Below are 20,469 nucleotides of genomic sequence, written 5' to 3'. Positions count from 1 at the left end.
TACTGGGGCGGTTTTGGGCCGAGTCACCCTGAAGTGCCTGAAGTCTCAGTTGATGGACTGACGGAAGGTAATAGGACCATCTGTCTTCTTCCCCTAACGCAGCACACGGCCAGAGACTTGGTAAAACAGTGGAGTAATCCCTCGCCTTTGGCCAATGCAATCAGCACCGTGCAGTACGGAACCAAGAGCGACGGAGCAGAGTTCGGACTATAGAGTCCTGCGCTCCGCAGGGCATTTGTGAGCCGTAAGGGATCCCCCCATAGCTCGGGATGATCACGGACGAACCGGATGCGACGCTCCTGTGACAAAAGCTTCCTGCTCTGAAGTCTGCGGCTGACGTCGTCATAGGATAGGCTCAGGCCGTCCGGCAGCGCCGCGCGCCGCCACTGGGCTCGCTTCGAACCTAATTGTTCACCCGTTGATTTCCAATACCAGTACGGGGCATCTCGCTGAAGTTCGAGTGTAAGGCGAGTCCCACTCAGCGAAGCCTCTCGGCAGGCTTGTGTGAATCGATGAGGCCAATCCTCCATTAGCCATGCTGCCATTGCCACCAGTTGATGCCGGGTGCTGACGTTTTGGAGCTCAAATAGAACGCGCCCGCCTCGTCCTGGAATGAGTTTCGGGGGTTGATCAATGCCCAATTCTTGGCAAACAGCAGCCCGAAACCGTCCTGACTGCCCCTTTGAGGCGAGGATGGTCACGATAAGGTGAAGCCCTCGAAAGTACGGGATGCTATGAACGAGGCCATGTCCAGGCACATCCATCCAATTTTCCTGGAGGGCTTGAAGCAGGGTCGTCTCGAAATGGACCACCCCCTTGGACGGAGAATTTGAGTTACTAGGGTCGTTACATATGACCCGGAAGTCCTGTCCGCACCAACGGCACAAATGCACGGGTACTGGCTCTGTAGCAGGTCGTTTCCCCTTGAAGAGGGCTAATGGGTTTGGTGCTACACCACATGATGAACAGGTGTCGGATAGAACCCTAAAGTGTTGAGGGCAGGTCGTGACGAAGGCTAGGCGCCAATTCAGACGCCAGTGAGGCTCGATATCCTTCGCGAGGCATTCGGGGCAGTATTGGATGCCATAGGCGGCTCGTGTCCGCAGAAGGATTGGTAGAATCCATTGGACCCATCCAGAGCCAGGTGGAAGGTTTACTAGAAGCCGCCCGACCAATGAACGAAGCACCAACCGCTGAATACTTGCGGCTGGGTGTCCCGAGTGTTTGGCGAGTTCCTCAATGAATCCGGGAGGTGGATGGCGATCGATATCGCGCATGAGCAGGTCCGAGCCCGGCCATGTTTCCCAGCAGAGGCATTGGAGGCTCACCCCATTGGCTTTGGCGATCCGGGTCATCCATGAGGAGAGAAGCTCTCCACCCAGTGGAGGTGGGCGAATTGGCCAGCATGCTCCGCTCATCGATTCCTCCGATCTAATTCAATGCGATAACGAAGCTTTCCGGCGAGGGTCGCTTTATGGATGGGCATCCCTGTCCGATGAGGCCCTAACTCCAACGCCCAAGCTGCTGCATCCATGAATGCATGACGTTTTCGTACAGTGAGGTGCCCGAGTGCCTGACGGGGGTGGCCCGTGGGTGACCACTCACGGTTTGGGCCGTCGCCCGCTAGTGTTTTTAGTCGGTCCTGGAATTGCAAAGCCACAGTGCGCTTGGAGAGCAGATGCTCGACCAAGAAGTGGAGATCTACCGGACTAAGGTTGGCTTCTGCCATCACGGGATCGGGTCGGAATGATTTACGCCTGAGGATGGTGAGAAGCCGATCCTGTAAGCGGATTGCCAATGGGGAGGCCTTTTCTGCTGGCTCTAAAGTGCAAGTGCACGAACCTTTTCTACTCCTAGAAACCTGGGCTTCCTTGCATCGAAGCCATACTGGAAGCCGCCAGCGAGATTCTCTGTGGCAGTTCCAACACCATTCGATCAGTAATCGCCCATGACAACTGCAAGCCGTTACTGCGCTCAGCCGCCAGCTTCGTCGGAAGTAGGGAATAGGATCAGTAGCAAGACAATCCGGGCAAAACTGGTTTCGATGAGAGAGGACGCTTCGAAGTGCTCTAGGTACGTAATCGAGGCGCTCTTGAATTTTTCTAGGGTTACTTTTGTAGATTGGGTCAATGAGTTCTGAGAGCACCAGGTGGTGTACGTGTTCCGGTGGTAACCCTGACCGCTGAGCGAGAACTGAAAGGATCTCAGAAGGAGGATCAACCTCGAGGAGTGGCCCTGGGGTTTTCTGTCTTGGCCATATCTCACTAAGGACGCACTTGAAATCCACTCCATTGGCTTGAGCAATTCTAGCTATCCAAGAAGAAAGAAGCTCATCGGGATAGGGATGGGGACGAAGGGGCCAAAGGTTGGCCGCTGCCGCGGACTGGTAAAGAGTTCCAAGTCCCATTTCAGAGATCATCTCGTAGGGTGCGCCGACGATATGCCGGAGCGATATCCTGGATCTGCGTAATGACACCTTCGTCGATGCACTCCTTTCCAGAGCGAATGGCCTCGACCGTTGCGGCAACGAGAATGGTCAGGAGCTCACCGATCTTGCCGTCAGAGAGGATGGCGAGGCGCTTTGCCATCACGGGCCTCTGAAGAATTGACGGCTTCTTCAGGGGAAGAATCATCTCGATACTGGCTAACAGACGGCGGAAGTTGACCCCATCTATCCAGCGTGGCAACTGCATCGGCTTGAAGCGGTTTTCAAGCTGGGGATCGATGACGCCGAGCGAATAATGAGCGTCGCTGATACCTGCGACCACGATTGAGAGGCGAAGCTCGTTTGCCAGGTATTTGAGGGCGTTGAGGCAAATTCGATGCTGGTTGGTGCTTCCCGAAATGAGGTGATGGATTTCGTCGATTACAAGCATCCGGGTTCCGATGCCGGAAAGCGTCGTAATCGTCGCAGTGAAGAGTGCAGAGCGGGTTCGCAGACTGGCTCCGAGGCCCCCTACTCTGTGGAGGATCGCGGTATACAGGCGCTTCTCATCTGCGACTGGAGGGGCTTGGATAGTAACAACGGGCCATTCGGACCCACTTCCATCTCCACGTTCAATCCGTACTTGGGAGTTCGCGAAGCGTTGAAGAATACTGGTCTTGCCATTATTGGTGTCGCCTAAAATGACGAGACATTCGGGTCGGTCAACGCGTGGTGCGTCCAGTAACTCTTTCATCCGGGCAAGGATGAGGTCTGCTTGTGCATAACCGATCCAATGAGTTTCCTTGATGAAGCGGATTCGAGCTTCAAGCCCTGCATCGATCACCGCTCGTGCGGCATCGCCGAGGTGGGGATAAAGCCTGGATTCGTCTGGATCCTGAGTCATGGTCATGGGAGGTCCTATTCGATGACGCTGTATGGGGCGACTGGGATCCAGGCCGCTTCGTCCTGCAGATTCGGCTCACCTAGTCCTGTGTTGGGACGAGTTGGTAGTGGAAACCGGGATGTGTCTTGCTCAATTTGTCGGTGGATATTCTTGGTGCTATGTTGCTTGGCACGAGCAAAATCGCGACGGATCTTTTGTGTCGCTGCCTTAGCCCCTTCTTGGGTATTGCGCATAGCGGTTCTGCTCTTGCGTATGGTCGCTTTGGCGAGCGGGTCTTCGGATGGCCTTTCTTGAGTTTCGCGACGGCGTTCCCACAGGCTCAATGGCCTCTTGGAACTATCTTTCCAGGGGATAGGTACGTATTCCTCAGATACCGGATGCCAGAAGTAGATGATCGAAATATCTCTGGGGTCATACGCAAAACGAAATTTACGCCCCTTTTTGGGATTCTCCGGGTCCTTCTCCTTTATGAATGGACGGAGAACGTCAGCGAAATAGGAAATTCCGTGGTGCATCTCCACTCCGGACCGCTGGATGGTCCTTTCTTCGAATGGAAGGAAATCGAGGCGGAATCGATGCTGGTCATGTGGCAATGGAGCGCCAGTAATTCCGAGGTTTTTTCCGTGTTCCTGGAACCAGGACTCGTACCGCTGCCTGGGGGATTGCCGACCAATACCGCGGTGGGGGCGATTGTGGTACACACCGAGGATGTACTGAGCGATCCAGATCTCGAATTCTTGCAGGGTCATGCAGGCCTGAGCCGTAGAGTCGTAGTCACCCTTTTCGGCGACATTTGAGTAGGTCGTTCCTGGAAGCTCGTGCGTCTTTCGCATGAGCGTTCCGATTAGCCGCTCGACGTGTCCGCCGAAATCGGGCTGGCCGAGTGGGCGGTTCTGAAGATCGATCCCGTATTCTTGGCAGCCCCTTTTCATCAGTGACCCATTCAAATCGAGACCCGAGTCAACGTATGCGCATCCGAGGAGCCCTTGGCATGCCCAAGCGAGGTCGATGCCGCGCTCGGCCAACCAGGACTCCTTCGGAAGCACCGCATGTGCGATAGCTAGGCCCACGGAGAGTGCACTGGGTGGGTCGAGGCTGACATAAAAACCCAGAATCATCCGTGAGTAAATATCCTCAACTACTGTGATCCAGGGACGCCCGATTGGAAGTCGCAACTCCTCGTCGAGTAAAAGAACGTCAGCTTTGGTGTGGTCGATCTGGACCAATGCATGTGGAGCGCTGGCCCCCTTGAAGGAACTGGGAAGATCCCCGAGCTTTTCTCTCGCGACTCTTGCACTGTAACGACGTTCCAGTATGAGATGATCATCCAGACGTTTAATACGATTCCAAAGTGTATTAATGCTGGGCGGCTCTAGACCTGCAGCCTGACATGCGTCATCCAGGTCGTCCCACACACTGGTGACTTGCCTTCTCGGTTGTTCCAAGAAGTACTCGTCAACGGCCTTAGTTACGAGATCTTCAACCCTCGGATCGAGTCGGGAATAGCTTTTGCCCCCGCACTTTTTAGGTGCGAGCGCTGATAAACGTCCACCTCCCTCCTGGAATCTTGAGAGCCATCGGTACAGGGTTGACACATCAACTCTGTACCTTGCTGCGACTTCCTCAACAGCGTCCTTTCTTGCTGGTGCTGCGACCATGTCACGAATGGCCTGTCCGCGAAGAACAGCCTCCTCCCAGGCTCTTTCTTTGAGAGCACTGATCGGGGGCTCAGGGGCAGCAGGGGTAGCCGCTGCTAAAATGTCGCGTATTGATCTGGATTCCCGCCTCGTCACTCGCATCAACGGCGCTGAGGGTGAGCTAGTGATATCGGGTCTGAGCAGATCCCTTGGGTCTACTGGAATCGATTGAAGATGCTCTCTCAGCCTAGACATGGGCAGCTCCTTCATTCAGGGGCCAGATCCGGGTGCTGGGATGTCCGGCTGCGATGAAATCCGCGTGGATCTTGGCTGACGCTATTAGTCCCCAGGTCGCACGCCTCACGGACTCAGGGGCCGCCTCCTCTTGGAGTGCAGTTACTAACGCTTCGACAGTCGTCTGCCCCATGCTCTGGAGGCGGCTGAGAATGAGTGTTTCCATTGCTGGGTCGACGGGCCCTCGAAGGAGTGCGCGAAGGGCGTTCACATGGTGGTGGTGATCCGGATCTAGGTTCTGCTCAGTCCAGAGGGTGAAATAGAGGTCGTTGGCCTTCGCGAACTCCAGACCCGCTTGAAGCTTTGGCTGGAGGCGTCTCCACTTCCTTTCATCCATGAGTTCCCTGCTGTATTTGAATTCCGCAAGAAGTGGAGGGAGGCTGCAGAGTTCTTGGTCGTAGGTTACGAGTACGTCTGGGGTGTAGCTGCGCTCGATCCCTTCCGCGTCGGTATAACTGATGGAGACAGGCTGCTCACAATAGTTCAGCACCAGTGGATCCATCTCCAGAGCCAGGAATACTCGCTTCTCGCCGAAACTCTCGAATCCAACGTGGCGCTGGTTCTTTGCTGACCACATCTGTCCAGTCACACTTCGGTAGGTCGGTCGGATTTTGCGGACAGGTCTCCTGGGGACAGGGTTTCCAGAATTTTCAGGAAAGCCTTGCTTGGCCCTGGGTCGGGGCTTATTCTTTTTTCTACGCATAGAGCCTCTCTGTGTGTCCAAAGCCATTGCGGGTGGAGTCGAAACCTATCGCGTTGGCTGAGGTGAATGGCAAGGCGGATCCTCGGGTCCGCCTTATGTTTTGTTAGGTCGCCGGTTCGAGGTCCGGAGAAGTTGGGGAATGCTTTTGTTGCACCTCCTGTATTGAAATCCAGTGTGGCGTTAGCTTTCGGCTATTGAAGTGTCTGGCACCTTCGAGATGTCAGGCTTGCCTTCCAGTTCAGTGCCAGTCGGTGGGTACCGATAAGGCCAGATATCACGCGGGTCGCAGGTGAGGAGTCTACCGACTAGCTCCCTGAGGGCCGGAGAGGATCCGGTGCGTAATGCGGTCGAGACTGCGCCACGGGTTAAGCCAAGTTCCTCGGCTATACGCCGATGGGAGTACCCCCGAATGCGAAGCTCGCAGTTCAGACGGTCTGGGTGCATGGGGAAGCGCATCCTGTGGTCTCCAGGCGATAAACACAAGATATTCCGAATAATGGTCTGAATCAATGCCTCAACTGTATTATTTTCAGTGATTTTTCATTTATAATTTTACCACCTGAGAAAACAAATCGATAAATGTAGATGCAATTTAAATTGCTGTTGAAAATTAAGGTATCATCCTGTTGTTGGTCGTGTGTAAAGGATGTTGTTCGAGGTTTGAGCAATTCCTCGCCACTCTTGGTCTGAAATGGACAATTACTGACGCCTCAGTCGCTCGATGATGGTGATCCAGACTTCACGAGGGAGATCATCCATGCGTTTGATCTGCATCTCCGACACGCACAACGCGCACAAAGGGATGCAAATCCCAGATGGGGACGTCCTCATTCATGCAGGCGACGCCACTGGGCAGGGACTCAGCCAGGAGGTGGATCGTTTCCTCACATGGTTTGGTTCCCAACCCCATCAGCACAAGATTCTCATCGCCGGGAACCATGACTGGCTCTTTCAGAAGCATCCCGAAATGGCCGCTCAGCTTCTTGCTGCACACCCTGGCATCACCTACCTCCAAGATTCTGCTATCGAGATTGATGGCGTCAAATTCTGGGGATCTCCCTGGCAACCCTGGTTCCTCGATTGGGCCTTCAACCTGCCACGTCTGGGAGTAGGCCTCAGGGAGGTGTGGAGCAAAATCCCTTTGGATACGGATGTTCTCATTACCCATGGGCCACCCCACGGGGTGCTCGACCAGGTCCGTGGTGGCACTCACCTGGGGTGCGAGGAGTTGAAGGCTCGACTTGCCACCGTTCGGCCTCGCATCCACATTTTTGGCCATATCCACGATTCCTATGGCGTAGCCCAGTCCAGCGCCACGACCTACATAAACGGATGTAGCTGTGATGAGGACTATCGCCCCACGCAACGCCCAATTGTGCTCGACATATATCCCGCGTCCATTAAGATTCACGGGATCGAACCAAATCTCCGTCTTGAACGCCTAGAGCGTATCCAGGCGTTCCTCAATCGCTCAAAGGATGACCCCCGAGAGGAGGCGGTGTACCAAATCATGTCGGCTTTGAATGCCGGGATGCGGGACATGGCAGAGATCAGAGGAACCAGCGCGGATGACCTCCTCCAAGATTACTTGTCGCGTGGGCTGCAATCGGATCTGGCGAAGCAGATTCGCTCCGAGAGCAAACCAAGTAAACGAGCAATCCCCTTCACCAAACTAGGGGATGTTCGCGCCGAGGAATAGGCCCCACTATCCCACTATCCCACTATCCCAATGTCCCACTGTCCCAATGGCCCAATGATCAGGAATATCCTTCAGTAATTGATCTCTCGGCGATCATGGGAGTTGCCAAGATGGCGCACATGATCAGGACCAACCTCGGAACACCCAAGGACACGCTCCCCGAGCACCGAGGGGGGCTTCTGTTCTATACCACTCCCAGCGGCGCGAAAAATATCCATGTCAAATTGCAGGGAGAAACGACGTGGATGACGCAGAGGGCCATGGCGAACCTGTTCGGAGTTGAAATTCCAGTCATTGCCACGTACCTGAAGGACCTCTTCGATTCCGGTGAACTGGACCGAAAGACAACGATTTCCAGAGCGGAAATGGATCTTCATTTCGAAGAACTAATAGGGGAGTCTTACAGCCTAGACGCCATCATGGCTGTCGGCCTTCGATTGAACACACCCCAGGTCATACTGTTCCGATCATGGGCCACAAAGACGTTGGTGAGCCTAGTCGTAAATGGCTTTGCCCTGGACGTCGAAAGACTGAAGCAGGACTCAGATGTAATAGGGCAGAACTACTTCGACGATTTGCTGGAGCAAATCCAGGAGATACGACTCAGCGAGCGGAACTTCTTTCAGAAGATCCCGGACATCTACGCTCTCTCCGTGGACTATAGGAACGACGCTCAGATAACCACGGATTTCTATACGGCCGTCAGGGCCAAGTTAGCTTGGGCGATCAAAAGTAAGTACCTGGGATTTTTGAGCGATCTGAGCGTTCAAGCCTTGCACCGACTTGTCTCAGCCTATTTGGATCTAGTCGAAAGGAGGGCCAGAGGGGCGGTCTATTCGACGATGGAGGACTGGGCAGGATTCCTGGAGGAATTTCTCGAATGTGCAAACCATCCAGAGATGCTCGACCAAGAGCAAGTGGTGACCATCGAGGCTAAGGTCCACGCAGTAGGTGATCTATGACCAAATCGGAACAAGCGACTTTATATGAAGCGAAGGCCCGACTATCCAAATTCTGCCAACTGGCGGCGGATGGATGTGATGTCGTGATCACTCGGCATGGACAGCCATGGGTGCGAATCACCGCGCTCAAGCCCCTGAAGAGGGAGGTCCGATTCGGATTACTTAAACATGAAGTTCACATTTCTGAGGGATTTGATGAGCCCCTTCCAGACGATCTGTGGTGATCGTTTGAAGGGGATTCAGCTTCCTTGGAGAGCCTTCTAGATCTGAGGAATTGGGAGGCTCGAGGATCCATTTTAGGGTACGCGGTGGTGGGCGGTGCCATTTTGTTCGAGGACGACGGTGCCGAATTGCGCTAGGGGTTAAGGTGCACCGACCACACATCCGCAACGAGTACATGCCAGGCAAGTTACATTGGGATCCTACCGTTCGGCGGCCATTCGTTACCGTTCGGGTGGTTTTGTTGGACAAGATGTGGATTCAGGCTTTTCATTGATCTGATGAAATGTGATTAATGGGGACCTTATGGGAGGATAATTTCCGCGTAGCTCAATTTCGGAAGACCAACATGCTCATGTTTATATTGAAAAATCGCTTATTCGAATAGTGGGTGTATTGGTGAAATACATATATTGGTTGAAAAAATCAAGGTTCTAGAAGGATAAATACGATTATTGAAGCGAGCCCTGAATACGTTAACCCACGATCAATTCCCCTTGGAGAGAGTATGTTTTGGCACCATCTTCGGATCTCATTGACTGCGAGCCTAATCGGGGTTGGGGCTTTTGCTCAGAGCTTCAACTCGGCCTTCACAGAGGTGAAGTTCGATCGTGCCAAAACACCCTCCGTGATTCATGGAGGGGCATCTATTGATGTCCCCTCAGGGGCTATCAGTTTTGATGTCCCTATGGGGCCCGGCATTGGGGCGCGAGGTGTACGGTTTACCCCCCGATTGGCGACTAGGTTCGCGCCTCAAACAACTCCAGCGATGGCATTCGGTACTGAGCCTCCGACTCAGATTGCTACCGGTGGGTCTTCTTGCGTTTGCACTCCAGGCTATTTTGTTCGGGCTTCCATTGCGGTCGACTCTCTCTCGGATCAAAACGAGTTCCTGCTCCCAGATGGATCCTCTGGTGGTTTGGGGTTTGGGGTGGCAGCAGGGGCACCTGTGGATCCTGATCGCGCCATGAGGATGGTGAATCAATTTGGAATCACAGGTGTGACTTCTGCGCAATTAATGGGCATCGGAACTCACGGAGAATTGTTGATCGATCTATATGGAGCTGCAGGGACCCCCTATGCACCGATCACTCTGTACACTTGGAGGCCAACCTCTGATTACCCTGATCCGGATCTTCAGACCGTACCAGGCGGGATGTTGGTCGTGAGCGGGGATGGCTTGACGTGTACGGAATTCCGTTATTTGAACCCCCAGTATAGTGCGTACTGGAGTGGATCACCGTCACCGGCTGGCAGTGGCTATGTGGCGTATCGGTCGAAATCGCCATCAGCGGGAAGAACGGATTACGAACGTCCGGTACTTTGTGCAATGACATTGGCCTTACCAATTGCTCCTCCTCCACAAATTAATCTGACGGCCATTCACTATTTGCCTTTCTCCTGGCGAAATCGTTTTGGAGATGTGATTGCCTTCAACCACAAGCCGAATGGTGGTTCAGGTAACGGTGTAGACTACGATGCTACCTGGACGCGAAACGGCGGATCTCCGTTGGCGTCCATCCAGGTTCGGCTGCAGGGGATGCCTGCTGTCTCAGCCGTTCCAGCGCTCAACACCGGCGGAGGGGTAAACTCGCAAGCCAATCCTGGGGGTCGAATCCAGGTTAGCTATCCAGGTACCACGACGAGCACTTATTCCCTTGATTCATATGTGACGTACGGAACCTACGTAGATATGACAGGAATTTGTGGTTGGGGAGGCGTGTGGACCAAGCCTTGGGATGCATTCAGACGGCATCTTCAACCGTACCGACTCACAGTGGATAACACGGGTGAGTACGTCCAATTCGACTACGCAGTGGCATGCTCAGACCCAATCAATATGTTCATACCGGTCACGCTGAAATCCCTAACTTTTCCGAATCGCAAGCAGACTTTCACTTGGCAGCCATACAAGTATCGGCGACCTCCAGCGGTGATGGCATACCTTATCGATCCTGTCTTAACGGACATCTATACGGCTGGTGGCGTCTCTCTGGTGGCCGATCAGGACTTGACGATGGGTGGGCAGACACGAACCACCTCATATGAGCGGGTGGTACCTATTCCTGATTCGAGCCGTCCAAGCGGCCCGTTCTGGACCAGCACGGCATTTTGGGTGGCGGTTACACATCCGGATGGACACGTGATCACGACACGGTTTGCGGAACCAATTAATGGAACTCAGATTAGTCTCTCGACCCCTTCGAATAATTATCAATCCCTCGCCCACTTGAAGCATCAACCAGTGGATGAACGTACCTATTCTCCGGGTATGGATTGGAGATCGGATCTTACCGCTGTTCCAGGGCAGAGCACGGCCTACAGGGTGACTCAGTTTGGAGCCCCCTTGGTTGGAACTCCTGGAACCCCTGATGGGGAGGCTAGTCGCTTTGCCGTAGGATCAAACTGGGTCAACCCTTATTGGAATTTTGTGACTGCTTATAGTCCAGCTGCCACTTTGGGGAATGCTCCTTATTCAACTAGGCAAGAGACCTGGGAGAAAGATGGCCCTAATTGGGCGGTGCGCCATCGAATTGAATCTCGCGGAGATTGGGATGCGAGCGGCGGTGGATGGAAGACTCAAACTCTTACTGCTGATTTCGGTGATTCACCGTTAATTAGGACTATCAGCCGGTCCTATGAATCCGATTGGGCGAATTGGTTCCTGGGCCGCAAGCTTAGCGAGCAGAAGCCTGGACAGCCTGCAGTGAATTTCACATACAATGCTGACAACAGCCTCCATCAGGCAACTGTGAATCAAGGAGGAACACCAGAAGTAGACACCTCTTATGTCTATACGGGAGGTCTTCCAGATCCTACAAGTGTCACCCAGACCAGTTCGAACTTGGCACTATCTGGCCAATATGGAATATCTCACGAGTTTGATACTTACGGGCTTGTTAATAAAATCACTCCTCTGGGGGTGAATTGGTCAGTGGAAGAAATCCATGATTCGTTTGGTCGCCCTACTCAACAAACCGGCGCCAACTCGGAAACCACGTCCATTCAGTGGGACGCCGTCGGAAGGCTTTCCTCTGTCCAGGTGGTTCCAGAGGTGTCGACGGAAATAACTTATCCGGATTTACTCACGGCTGTGGTTACACATGGTGCGCAACAGATGACGTACCACTACAACGGGTTTGGTGAGTTGGTTAAGACGGATCGGCAGGGGGGCAGTCAAACATTCCAGTATGACTACGAAGGTAGAAAACTCCTCGAATCCGTATGGGGAGGAACGAGTGGCACTCAATACCAGTACGATAATCAGGGCCGCGTTGGCACCGTAACAGATCCAAACGGCGAAGTGGTGCATTACTATTATGAGGGGCCCAAGAAACGTGTAGTCCATGGCGGTATCGAAACCCAGTTTATTTATGATGGATTGGGTCAGCTAGCTGGTGTAACAGATGCGCTAGGTCAAGGTACAAGCTATTACTATGACCAAGCCGGGCGCGTCACCAAGGTGACACAAGCGGGAACCTCTGGAACACAGGTTCGTAATTGGGCCTATAACGGTATGGGTTGGTTGTACCAGCTGACTCAACCAGAAAGCGGTACGACGACCTATTCCGATTTCACGATTCACGGGAAAGCCCAGACCACGGATTACAACGGTCGATCTGTAACGACGAACTATGACTCTCTTGGGCGTGCCACAAGCATCATCAGCGCAGATGGGACGGTAAATTTCGGTCTTGCCTACGATGAATTAGGGCACGGATCCTCTAATGGAAAACTGACGACGGCGACGGAAATGATACGCGGCGTAACGAGATCCCTGCACTATCGGGGTCTCAATGGACGCCTTTCGGATCTCAACTACACCATCGATGGACTGCCACCATTCACACAAGGAATTGGGTACGACGCAAATAACTATGGTTTTATCGCGAGTCGTACTTATCCAGACGGCAGCACGCAATCATTTACCTACGATGAAGCGAAAGGACTCCCAAACTGGACGGGGTTTGGAGGCAGTAATCTGGCCTCACTATTTTACGACCCAATCCACTGGGGCCTTACCAATATTACGTACGCAAACAATGCATTCAGTACCTATGGTTACGATAGTGATCAGGTGCGCCTGAAGACCATGTCTCATGTCATTCCTTCTGCATTTACAAAAACGTGGACCTACACCTACGATTCTGCCGGACGAATGACGAATGACACAGAAGATTGGTTCTTCTATGACGCTCTCGGGAGACTCACAACTGCGTACGTGCGCGATCCATGGGATACATCCAGTGGCCATGAAAATCACGGAGTCATGCAGCAATTTGCATATGACTCGTTTGGGAATCGAACCGGCCTGAACTCAAAGATGGTTCTTAATTGGGCGGCGGGTGCAACTCCTCCAGATGTGAATCAGGCCACGACGGATACTACGTCGAAAGCTCAGACCTATACTTTTAATCCGTTGGATGCCGCTTTAAGCGGAAATAATCAACTTCCCGCGTATGCAAGCAACGGCGCAGCGACGGGTGCGCAGTACGATCTCCAAGGGAATCTTACCGGTTTATACAAATTAATCGGAGATAGCACCCAGGCACTGAGTATGACTTACGACGCCCTTGGGCGAGTGAAGACGATGTCGGATTCCATTCTGAATACGACGGAAGTCTACACATACGACGATCAGGGGCTTCGGGTCATGGTGGAAGTCTACCAAGGACCAGTGGCCATTCAGAATCTGCAGAAAAAGAAGTACCAAATATATAACGAGGCACGGCAACTCACGTCCGAATACGAGCTGGAGGCGGAGTAGACCATGACCATGCATTCAATGATCAAGGCGCTCCGGAATCTTGTGTGTGTGGTGAGTCTCATCACTGGGTCGCTATGGGCGAGGCCAATCAATTCCCCACCAGCAGGGGCGTCTATTGGATACCCATGGACCAACCAAACCTACTGGACGGGCCAAACGATTAATTTCACCGGCAACACGGACATGGGGACATCTTTCACCTGGACCTTTGGTGATGGTGTTTCTTCGTCTTTGCAAAACCCCGCCCATGCTTACTCATCACCTGGGACATATCTGGTGACCTTTAAAGCCAGCGGTACTGGGTACTCCACTTCGACTGCTCAGATCACTCTGTATATTGTCGCGCCCCCGACCATTGGGACCTTCACTGCAACCCCAAATTCGATCAGAAATGGAACCTCAACGACGCTTGCTTGGTCCACGACGAACGCCACAAGTTTGAGTATTTCCCAAGGCGTTGGTTCCGTCACTGGTGCCACGTCGAAGGTGGTCAGCCCGACCACAACAGCTCAGTATGTGCTGACGGCCTCAAATGCTGGTGGAAGCGTGACAGGCTCCGTGACGGTCAATGTCTACACGGTGAGTGTCTCCGTCAGCCCCACATCAGCGAGCTTGTTGCTAGGGGAAACGAGAACCTTCAGCGCAAATGTGACGCCTGCAAATCAAGGAGTGACCTGGTCTGCGTCTGGAGGATCCATAAATAGCGGTGGATCTTACACGGCAACATCCTCTGGGAATTTTACCGTATCTGCACAAAGCATTGAGGACCCAACTAAAACAGCCGCGGCCTCGATCACTGTTGCTTCCGTATCCGTGGCAACACCGACGCCGGTCAACGCATCTGTGAATGCCGGAAATGCTCTTCAGTTCACATCCACTGCGAGTGGTGCGGTGAATTCGGGCGTGTACTGGTCTGTTTCGGGTGGTGGAAGCATCAGTGGCAGCGGACTATTCACCGCGGCCACGGCAGGCACATACACCGTGACGGCCACCAGCGTGGCGGATGCTTCGAAAAGCGCGAGCACGTCGGTGACTGTCAATTCCGTGGTGACAGGGGTATCCATCAACCCGACCACTGTGGCGCTTAGGGCTGGTGAAGGAACCACCTTCACGGCTTCCGCCAATGGGCTCGGAGGGAACAATACCTCTGTGACCTGGAGTGCCACTGGGGGCAGCGTCAGCAACGGAGCTTACACTGCGCCAATTGCTGCGGGAACATACTACGTCACCGCCACGAGCGTGCAGGATTCGAGCAAGTCAACAAGGGCGACCGTGACCGTTTCTCCGATTGTCGTCGCGACCCCCACTCCCACAAATGGATCCGTGAATGCCGGCAACACCCTTCAGTTCTCCGCGGTGGTAACCGGAGCCGTCAACACAGGTGTGACTTGGTCCACGAACGCAGGGTGCACCATCAACGGAAGCGGGTTGTTTAGTGCGAACTCCGGAGGCACTTTCACCGTGACGGCCACCAGCGTGGCGGATCCCTCAAAGAGCGCCAGTACCCAAGTGACGGTCAATTCCGTTGTCACGGGCGTGAACCTCTCCCCAACCACGGTGAATGCCTTGGCAGGTGGTAGTTACACCTTTACCGCGTCGGCCACAGGAATTGGGGGCGTCAACCCCGCCGTAACTTGGAGCACGACGGGTGGAAGCATCAGCAATGGCACGTACACGGCGCCCATTGCTGCAGGGACCTACAACGTCACTGCGACGAGCGCGCAGGACGCGAGCAAGTCGGCAACAGCCAGCGTGACCGTTGCCACCATCGCAGTCGGGACCCCGACACCGGTAAACGGCAGCGTGAACGCTGGGAGTTCCCTGCAATACACCTCCTCAGTGAGTGGAGCGGCCAATGGGGCCGTGACCTGGTCCGTCTCAGGCGGCCAAACCATCAACGGAAGCGGTTTATTCTCTGCCACAACCGCAGGAACATACACGGTGACTGCCACCAGTGCGGCGGACCCGACAAAGAGTGCGAGCACGCAGGTGACGGTTAATTCAGTCGTCACAGGGGTAAACCTCTCTAAGACCACCCTGAACCTGAAGGCGGGAGAGTCAACCCCTCTGACCGCCACGGCTGTCGGGCTTGGTGGTGTGAATCCGAGCGTGACGTGGAGCACCACGGGTGGGACTTACAGCAATGGGATCTACACCGCCCCTGTTGTGGATGGGAATTACACCGTGACGGCCACCAGTCAACAGGACCAAAGCAAATCCGCCAGCGCCACCGTGGTCGTATCTCCAATCACAGTTGCAACCCCGACCGCTCCGAGTGGACCGGTTTATGCTGGCAATAACCTTCTGTTCTCCACGAGCGTGACCGGAGCCGCGAATACCTCGGTGACATGGTCTGTTTCGGGTGGTGGAACGATCGATGGCAATGGTCTTTTCACGGCTACGACTGTAGGTGGTCCATATACGGTGACTGCTGCCAGTGTGGCCAATCCCCTGGTCAGTTCGAGCACCCAAGTAACAGTACTTAGTCTGAGTGGGAATCTGGCGGGTGCCACTACGGTTGTCAGCGGTGGCTCAGCCACCCTCACCCCGAGTTTTTCTGCGGGTAATGCCGTCTTGAATCCGGGTAACCGCCCCGTGACGAGCGGAGTAGGAGTGACTGTAGGTCCCTTGAGCAGCACCACAACTTACACCCTGACGGTTACGAATGGTGGGTATACCGAGCCGACAAAGAGTGCCACGGTAACCGTCGTCAGTGTTTCTACTCCGGGTCCTCAAGGTTCTACCGTAAATAACGGAGGTCAGCTCCAATTCAGCGCGACGGCGAATGGGGCGGGGAACTCGGCTGTGACTTGGTATGTTTCAGGTGGTGGAACGATCGATGGCAATGGCCTTTTCACCGCTACGACGATTGGTGGTCCCTACACTGTGACAGCCACCAGCGCGGCGTTCCCTCAGGCCCAAGCGAGTACTCAGGTGACCGTGGTAGGCCTTAGCGTGAGCTTGGCGGGTGCAACCACGGTGCCTTCGGGGCACATGGCGACCCTTACTCCGTCCTTTGCGGCTGGTACGGGTGTGCTGAACCCTGGAAATATCATCGTGAGAAACGGCGTAGGTGTTGTCGTAGGCCCCGTCACGACCACCACGGATTACACTTTAACCGTGACGAACGGGGCCTATCAGGAATCGGCCAGCGCTCGCGTGACAGTGAAAGCCTGGGTGTTGAAATGGAAAAAGGACATCCTCTACGTCGGTGCCAAGGAGGTGGCGGAAGTTGACACCCAGGGGACACACGTCACCATGGTTGATCACCTGGGAAGCCCCAGGTACCTTGTTGGACCAACCGGGGCCCTCGAAGGCGAGCAGAAGTACCTTCCTTTTGGGGAATCACTCATGTCTCCTGCGGATGCTTCCAAGTTCGCGAAGGGCTTCACCAATCACGAACAGACGGATCCCTCTGGGCTCATCTACATGCAGGCTCGCTTCTACGCCCCCTGGTATGGCAGGTTCCTAAGCCCTGACCCGGCGCGAGACCAGCATTTTGAAGAGACGCAGAGCTGGAATATTTACTCGTATGTTCAGAACAACCCGACTATGAACTTTGATCCGAATGGAATGGAAATTAAATACGCGACTGTTATTAACGGAAATTCCGTTGCCTTAGCAAAGAATGACCCTCTTGTCCAAAGAACAGCTGGCGCGGCGATTAACTATCTGAATAAATCTGATGTCTATGCGAAGGCAATTCAAACTGTCGAATCTTCGAAGCAAGTCACCTGGGTTTTTATCGAAGAGGGATCTACGCGCGGTGACCAAGGTGGAAAGAGCATTGCCTGGGACCCTACTAATGGGACCATGCTCCAGAATGATCGTGGGCAAGATACAGGTCAGATTCAGTCTCCAGCTGTCACCTTAGGGCATGAATTAGGTCATCGAGCTGAAGAATTAGAGCACCCAAAAGAGTATGATAAGAACGCGCAAACAGACCTGCCCAATGCTTATCAAAGGGCAGAGGAGAAGCGTAATATCACTCAGGTAGAAACACCCGGTAATAAACAGCTTGGTGAGCCAACTCGAACCAATCATCTCGGTCGTGATGTAAAGGTTAAAGGACCGACTAGTCGAACGCCTGTTCGCGGAAAAGAGCAGGTTGATGCCACAAGCAAGAAAAAGCTGGAGGACAAGGGCAGGTAGTAATCGCTCTATAGTCTCAATCCTTGAGGGAGGGGAAAGTGAAAAAACTCAATCTCTGTTCACCGTTTCGAGCTGGGTTCATATTTGGATTGATTTTGGTTTTTGGGGGAGGGGACTTAACCGCCTCTAGCAAAGTAAAAGTCGATTCGTTTGAAAAAGTGATTGTTGTTCCATTTCATGTAATGTTCAGTCACTCTCCAAGTCCTGAAAAAATAGAAAAAATGGGCGTTGTGGTTGAGGTTGCATCCGAAGAAAGAGAAAGGCTCCTGACGCTATATAATGAGTCGGATTTCCAAAGCGTTTCTAACGCTTCTATGGATGGTCGATTGGTGATTATTGGGGTAAAAAATAAATCAAAAATTCTCATTATGATGGATAGACCACTGGACCGGGTTTCGGTTGGCGGAAGAATTTTTAAGCTAAAGCGTCATGCTTTTTCGGATGCTATTAAAAACATTTTGGAGTTACAAAAAGACGCGATAGAAGCGGCTTTTCAGAAAAAAGCGTATCCGACTCCAAAGGAAGAATAGGGCTTCATGTCCTTTGCATGAACAAAGCACTGCATACTGCCTGAGCATTCGGTCCCTTCGATGAGGTCCCACCATGGCTCTTGAAACGAACCTCAAAGGTCGGCTTCGTAACACAGACCTACCTAAGAGCCATGGCTTGATGCCGCTCTTCGAGGCGGTCGTGAACTCCATCCAGGCTCTCGAAGAGGCAGAGATCCCGACTGATAAGGGAGAGATCACGGTTGAGATCATCCGGGATGACCCACCATCTTTGCCATACGATGGAAAGCCAAAGAAGCGCGGTCCTGATGCCACCGCGAAAATCCTCGGTTTCCGGGTGGTCGATAACGGCGTTGGGTTCGATTCAAAGAACTATGTGTCCTTCGAAACCTTGGATAGTGAACACAAAGCAGCACAGGGATGCAGGGGCGTTGGACGCCTGCTATGGCTGAAAGCCTTCGATAAGGTTTATGTCGATAGCGTCTACCTGGACGGGGAATCGAAGAAGCGACGAAAGAAGTTCAGCTTCGATGATAAGAACGCGATTTTCGCGCATTCCGACAATCCGGCAGGGGATGCTGACGAACGGAAGACCGCAGTTCACCTCCACGGGTTCGAGAAGACTTATAGAGAAGCTTCCTTCAAGACCATCGACACCATTGCACGGGCGCTCTTCGAGCATTGCCTTTGGTATTTCGTTCGCCCCGGTGGTGCCCCATCGATTCGAATCATCGATGGTGATGAGTCTATTGGACTCGAAGAAGTGTATGAAGCCCACATGGCGGATTCGACGAAGGTAGAGGACATCCAGATCAAGGGGATCGACTTCGAGTTGACCCATGTGAAACTGCATGTCAGTTCAGCTCAGACCCACAAAATCGCCTACTGTGCTGCCAACCGGGTAGTGAAGGAAGAGCCGATCAACGGCAAGATCAATGGGCTTTACGGCAAGATCACTGACGAAAATGGCACCTTCATCTATGGCTGCTATGTGCGGTCCGAGTTCCTTGATGCCAATGTCCGAGCTGATCGCACGGATCTGACCATCGATGAGGTCCGTGATGGAATGTTCGCTGATGTCGAAATATCGATGGGTGATATTCGGAAGGCGATCCTTGGCGCGGTGGAATCGCACCTGTCCCCGTTGCTTCAAGAGAACAAGCGCCTTGTAAGAGAAAGGGTTGATGAGTTCGTCAACACCAGTGCCCCGAGGTATAAGTCAATCATTCCGAGATTGTCCGCCGACAAGCTGAACATCGACCCTGAGATGCCCAACAAGGATCTTGATGTCCACTTGCACAAGTGCCTGACTGAGATCGAGAACAAAATGCTCGCCGACGGGCACGACATCATGATCCCGAAGGACATCGAGAGCCTGGGCGACTACCAGCGGCGAGTTGATAGCTACCTAAGCACGATAGAGGACATCAAGAAATCCGACCTAGCAAGCTATGTCTCCCACAGGAAGGTGATTCTCGACCTGCTGGAGAAGGCGATTGCCCGCAAGGAAGACGGAAGTGTGGCTCGTGAAGAACTCATTCATAAGCTCATTGTCCCGATGGGGCTCGATTCGACTGAGATGGACCCCAATCAGTGCAACCTTTGGCTGATTGATGAGAGGCTGACCTTCCATAACTACCTCGCGTCTGACAAAACCATAAGCTCCATGCCGGTCACGGGATCTGAGGCAACAAAGGAGCCCGACATCCTTGCATTGAATGTGTATGACAACCCGCTCCTAGTTGCAGAAGGTGCAAGCGTCCCACTCGCAACCATCACTGTCATCGAGTTGAAGAGACCATTCCGGAACGATGCCCGCGAAGGCGAAGACAAGGATCCTATCGAACAGGCGTTGGGCTACCTGGAACGGGTGCGGCGCGGAGAAGTGACGACAGTGAAGGGTAGACCAATCCCGAATTCTGAACTGATTCCCGGCTTCTGCTATGTGATCGCCGATCTGACGCAGACGATGCAAACTCGCTGCAAGATGAAGGGCTTGAAGGTCACGAGCGATAAAATGGGATACTTCGGTTACAACGATAACTACAACGCCTACATCGAAGTCATCTCCTTTGACCGGCTCGTGAACGCGGCGAAGGAAAGGAACCGCGCCTTCTTCGACAAGCTTGGACTGCCGACGACCTAACAACCCCAGAGGCTTGGTGTCCCCTGGGGTCGTGGTCTTCCTGAGGCATAG

Annotated in this window: 12 protein-coding genes and 1 pseudogene; 6 read left to right on the top strand and 7 right to left on the bottom strand. The window is 53.5% G+C overall.

Annotated elements, in window-relative coordinates; genetic code table 11:
• Positions 1–23: 23 nt before the first annotated feature.
• From QSJ34_RS18635 to QSJ34_RS18620, 7 genes and pseudogenes are all read right to left on the bottom strand, one after another.
• Positions 24–1,418: a TniQ family protein gene (locus QSJ34_RS18635; RefSeq protein ID WP_420798876.1), complete on the bottom strand. Its 1,395-nt coding sequence runs from the start codon at positions 1,416–1,418 to the stop codon at positions 24–26.
• Positions 1,415–2,407, bottom strand: coding sequence for a TniQ family protein (locus tag QSJ34_RS18630; protein WP_420798875.1), 993 nt, complete (start codon positions 2,405–2,407; stop codon positions 1,415–1,417). Before QSJ34_RS18630 ends, QSJ34_RS18635 begins: the two co-directional genes overlap by 4 nt.
• A 1-nt stretch (position 2,408) precedes the next feature.
• A complete protein-coding gene (locus tag QSJ34_RS17380) occupies positions 2,409–3,335 on the bottom strand; it encodes a TniB family NTP-binding protein (protein WP_285577714.1) in 927 nt (308 codons plus the stop codon).
• 8 nt (positions 3,336–3,343) lie between these two features.
• Positions 3,344–4,774 carry a Mu transposase C-terminal domain-containing protein gene (locus tag QSJ34_RS17375; RefSeq protein ID WP_285577712.1) on the bottom strand — a complete coding sequence of 477 codons (1,431 nt, stop codon included), beginning with the start codon at positions 4,772–4,774 and terminating at the stop codon, positions 3,344–3,346.
• Between the two features lie 42 nt (positions 4,775–4,816).
• Positions 4,817–4,987: pseudogene (locus QSJ34_RS18625) on the bottom strand (helix-turn-helix domain-containing protein); the annotation flags it as partial.
• Positions 4,988–5,213: 226 nt separating this feature from the next.
• Entirely contained in the window at positions 5,214–5,837 is a 624-nt protein-coding gene (locus QSJ34_RS17370; RefSeq protein ID WP_285577710.1) for a TnsA endonuclease N-terminal domain-containing protein, read from the bottom strand.
• Between the two features lie 306 nt (positions 5,838–6,143).
• Entirely contained in the window at positions 6,144–6,407 is a 264-nt protein-coding gene (locus QSJ34_RS18620) for a helix-turn-helix domain-containing protein (RefSeq protein ID WP_420798878.1), read from the bottom strand.
• Between the two features lie 313 nt (positions 6,408–6,720).
• Here QSJ34_RS18620 and QSJ34_RS17365 point away from each other — a divergent pair, with 313 nt between their 5' ends.
• The 6 genes from QSJ34_RS17365 (at position 6,721) to QSJ34_RS17340 (ending at position 20,418) form a co-directional block, all read left to right on the top strand.
• Complete coding sequence (locus tag QSJ34_RS17365) at positions 6,721–7,662, top strand: metallophosphatase domain-containing protein (RefSeq protein ID WP_285577709.1); 942 nt, start codon at positions 6,721–6,723, stop codon at positions 7,660–7,662.
• A 110-nt stretch (positions 7,663–7,772) separates the two neighbouring features.
• The gene (gene rhuM / locus QSJ34_RS17360; RefSeq protein WP_285577707.1) at positions 7,773–8,624 is read left to right on the top strand and encodes a RhuM family protein; all 852 of its coding nucleotides are present in this window, start codon (positions 7,773–7,775) and stop codon (positions 8,622–8,624) included.
• A gap of 1,168 nt (positions 8,625–9,792) precedes the next feature.
• Positions 9,793–13,611, top strand: a complete 3,819-nt coding sequence (locus QSJ34_RS17355; RefSeq protein WP_285577705.1) for an RHS repeat domain-containing protein — start codon at positions 9,793–9,795, stop codon at positions 13,609–13,611.
• Between the two features lie 3 nt (positions 13,612–13,614).
• Complete coding sequence (locus tag QSJ34_RS17350; RefSeq protein ID WP_285577702.1) at positions 13,615–17,763, top strand: RHS repeat-associated core domain-containing protein; 4,149 nt, start codon at positions 13,615–13,617, stop codon at positions 17,761–17,763.
• Positions 17,764–17,801: 38 nt separating this feature from the next.
• Positions 17,802–18,293, top strand: coding sequence for a hypothetical protein (locus tag QSJ34_RS17345; protein WP_285577701.1), 492 nt, complete (start codon positions 17,802–17,804; stop codon positions 18,291–18,293).
• Between the two features lie 73 nt (positions 18,294–18,366).
• On the top strand, positions 18,367–20,418 hold the full coding sequence (locus QSJ34_RS17340; RefSeq protein ID WP_285577699.1) for a hypothetical protein: 2,052 nt from the start codon (positions 18,367–18,369) through the stop codon (positions 20,416–20,418).
• Positions 20,419–20,469 lie beyond the last annotated feature (51 nt).

This window comes from Geothrix limicola (genome assembly GCF_030268085.1).
GTDB lineage: Bacteria > Acidobacteriota > Holophagae > Holophagales > Holophagaceae > Geothrix > Geothrix limicola.
This window is presented reverse-complemented; position numbering and strand designations above follow the sequence as displayed.

Coding starts and splice junctions, on each gene's coding strand:
- QSJ34_RS18635 (WP_420798876.1), bottom strand. CDS start 1,418: ATGAGCGGAGCATGCTGGCCAATTCGCCCACCTCCACTGGGTGGAGAG.
- QSJ34_RS18630 (WP_420798875.1), bottom strand. CDS start 2,407: ATGGGACTTGGAACTCTTTACCAGTCCGCGGCAGCGGCCAACCTTTGG.
- QSJ34_RS17380 (WP_285577714.1), bottom strand. CDS start 3,335: ATGACCATGACTCAGGATCCAGACGAATCCAGGCTTTATCCCCACCTC.
- QSJ34_RS17370 (WP_285577710.1), bottom strand. CDS start 5,837: ATGTGGTCAGCAAAGAACCAGCGCCACGTTGGATTCGAGAGTTTCGGC.
- QSJ34_RS18620 (WP_420798878.1), bottom strand. CDS start 6,407: ATGCACCCAGACCGTCTGAACTGCGAGCTTCGCATTCGGGGGTACTCC.
- QSJ34_RS17365 (WP_285577709.1), top strand. CDS start 6,721: ATGCGTTTGATCTGCATCTCCGACACGCACAACGCGCACAAAGGGATG.
- rhuM (WP_285577707.1), top strand. CDS start 7,773: ATGGCGCACATGATCAGGACCAACCTCGGAACACCCAAGGACACGCTC.
- QSJ34_RS17350 (WP_285577702.1), top strand. CDS start 13,615: ATGACCATGCATTCAATGATCAAGGCGCTCCGGAATCTTGTGTGTGTG.
- QSJ34_RS17340 (WP_285577699.1), top strand. CDS start 18,367: ATGGCTCTTGAAACGAACCTCAAAGGTCGGCTTCGTAACACAGACCTA.